A 2,934-nucleotide genomic window follows, 5' to 3' on the forward strand; every position below is an offset into this window, starting at 1 on the left:
TTAGGATAAGCCCTCGACCGATTAGTATTGGTCAGCTCCATGCATTACTGCACTTCCACCCCCAACCTATCTACCTCGTCGTCTTCAAGGGGTCTTACGAATTGGGAAATCTCATCTTGAGGGGGGCTTCACGCTTAGATGCTTTCAGCGCTTATCCCTTCCGTACATAGCTACCCAGCGGTGCTCCTGGCGGAACAACTGGTACACCAGCGGTACGTCCATCCCGGTCCTCTCGTACTAAGGACAGCTCCTCTCAAATTTCCTACGCCCACGACAGATAGGGACCGAACTGTCTCACGACGTTCTGAACCCAGCTCGCGTACCGCTTTAATGGGCGAACAGCCCAACCCTTGGGACCTACTTCAGCCCCAGGATGCGATGAGCCGACATCGAGGTGCCAAACCTCCCCGTCGATGTGGACTCTTGGGGGAGATAAGCCTGTTATCCCCAGGGTAGCTTTTATCCGTTGAGCGATGGCCCTTCCATGCGGTACCACCGGATCACTAAGCCCGACTTTCGTCCCTGCTCGACTTGTAGGTCTCGCAGTCAAGCTCCCTTCTGCCTTTGCACTCTTCGAATGATTTCCAACCATTCTGAGGGAACCTTGGGGCGCCTCCGTTACTCTTTAGGAGGCGACCGCCCCAGTCAAACTGCCCACCTGACACTGTCCTCGCACCGGATCACGGTACCAAGTTAGAACCTAGATACGATCAGGGTGGTATCCCAAGGATGCCTCCTCTCAAGCTGGCGCTCAAGTCTCTTAGGCTCCCACCTATCCTGTACAGATCGTACCCAAATTCAATATCAAGCTGCAGTAAAGCTCCATGGGGTCTTTCCGTCTTGTCGCGGGTAACCTGCATCTTCACAGGTATTAAAATTTCACCGGATCTCTCGTTGAGACAGCGCCCAAGTCGTTACGCCATTCGTGCGGGTCAGAATTTACCTGACAAGGAATTTCGCTACCTTAGGACCGTTATAGTTACGGCCGCCGTTTACTGGGGCTTCGGTTCATAGCTTCGCCCCGAAGGACTAACCACTCCCCTTAACCTTCCAGCACCGGGCAGGCGTCAGCCCGTATACTTCGCCTTGCGGCTTCGCACAGACCTGTGTTTTTGCTAAACAGTCGCTTGGGCCTTTTCACTGCGGCCCCCTCGGGCTATTCACCCTACCGAGGCACCCCTTCTCCCGAAGTTACGGGGTCATTTTGCCGAGTTCCTTAACGAGAGTTCTTCCGCGCGCCTTAGAATTCTCTTCTCGCCTACCTGTGTCGGTTTGCGGTACGGGCACCTTCTCCTGGCTAGAGGCTTTTCTTGGCAGTCTGAGATCATGACCTTCGCTACTGTAATTTTCGCTCCCCATCACAGCCCAGCCTTACGATGTGCGGATTTGCCTACACACCAGCCTCACTGCTTAGACGGACATCCATCAGTCCGCGTCACTACCCTACTGCGTCACCCCATCGCTCATAACGGATTACGGTGGTACAGGAATTTCGACCTGTTGTCCTTCGACTACGCCTATCGGCCTCGCCTTAGGTCCCGACTTACCCTGAGCGGACGAACCTTCCTCAGGAACCCTTAGGCTTTCGGCGGATCTGATTCTCACAGATCTTTTCGTTACTCATACCGGCATTCTCACTTGAATGCAGTCCAGCGCTCCTTACGGTACACCTTCAACCCGCATTCAACGCTCCCCTACCCCTGATACCTAAGCATCAAGCCATAGCTTCGGTGGCGTGTTTAGCCCCGTTACATTTTCGGCGCAGAGTCACTCGACCAGTGAGCTATTACGCACTCTTTCAATGGTGGCTGCTTCTAAGCCAACATCCTGGTTGTCTGTGCAACTCCACATCCTTTCCCACTTAACACACACTTGGGGACCTTAGCTGATGGTCTGGGCTGTTTCCCTTTCGACAATGGATCTTAGCACTCACTGTCTGACTCCCGGAACTAAGTCTATGGCATTCGGAGTTTGACTGAGCTTGGTAACCCTTGCGGGCCCCGCACCCAATCAGTGCTCTACCTCCACGACTCTCTTTTCCGAGGCTAGCCCTAAAGCTATTTCGGGGAGAACCAGCTATCTCCGGGTTCGATTGGAATTTCTCCGCTACCCCCACCTCATCCCCGCATTTTTCAACATGCGTGGGTTCGGGCCTCCAGTGCGTGTTACCGCACCTTCACCCTGGACAGGGGTAGATCACCCGGTTTCGGGTCTACGTCCACGTACTCAAGTCGCCCTATTCAGACTCGCTTTCGCTGCGGCTTCAGCTCTTCACCTTAACCTTGCACGGGAACGTAACTCGCCGGTTCATTCTACAAAAGGCACGCCATCACCCATACATAGGGCTCTGACTTCTTGTAAGCACACGGTTTCAGGATCTATTTCACTCCCCTTCCGGGGTGCTTTTCACCTTTCCCTCACGGTACTGCTTCACTATCGGTCGCCAGGGAGTATTTAGCCTTGGCAGATGGTCCTGCCGGATTCATACGGGGTTTCACGTGCCCCGCACTACTCGGGATCCGTCTCGGAGAGAACAAGTTTTGAATTACAGGGCTTTTACCTTCTCTGGCGGGCCTTTCCAGACCTCTTCATCTAACCGGTTCCTTTGTAACTCCATGTGAGACGTCCCACAACCCCAAGGAGCAAGCTCCTTGGTTTGGGCTAATCCGCGTTCGCTCGCCGCTACTGACGGAATCACTATTGTTTTCTCTTCCTCAGGGTACTTAGATGTTTCAGTTCCCCTGGTATGCCTCTGTTCTGCCTATGTATTCAGCAGAAAGTGACTGTCGATGAAGACAGCCGGGTTTCCCCATTCGGACATCCCCGGATCAAAGCTTGCTTACAGCTCCCCGAGGCTTTATCGTTGTTCGCCACGTCCTTCGTCGGCTCCTGGCGCCTAGGCATCCTCCGTGTGCTCTTTGTAGCTTAACCTAG

Annotated in this window: 1 rRNA gene; it reads right to left on the minus strand. The window is 53.9% G+C overall.

Going from position 1 to position 2,934, the window contains the following annotated elements:
- Position 1: 1 nt before the first annotated feature.
- Positions 2-2,931 (minus strand): 23S ribosomal RNA (locus E0698_RS26110).
- Positions 2,932-2,934: the final 3 nt, after the last annotated feature.

This window comes from Paenibacillus sp. 23TSA30-6 (assembly GCF_014858585.1).
Taxonomy (GTDB): Bacteria; Bacillota; Bacilli; order Paenibacillales; family Paenibacillaceae; genus Paenibacillus.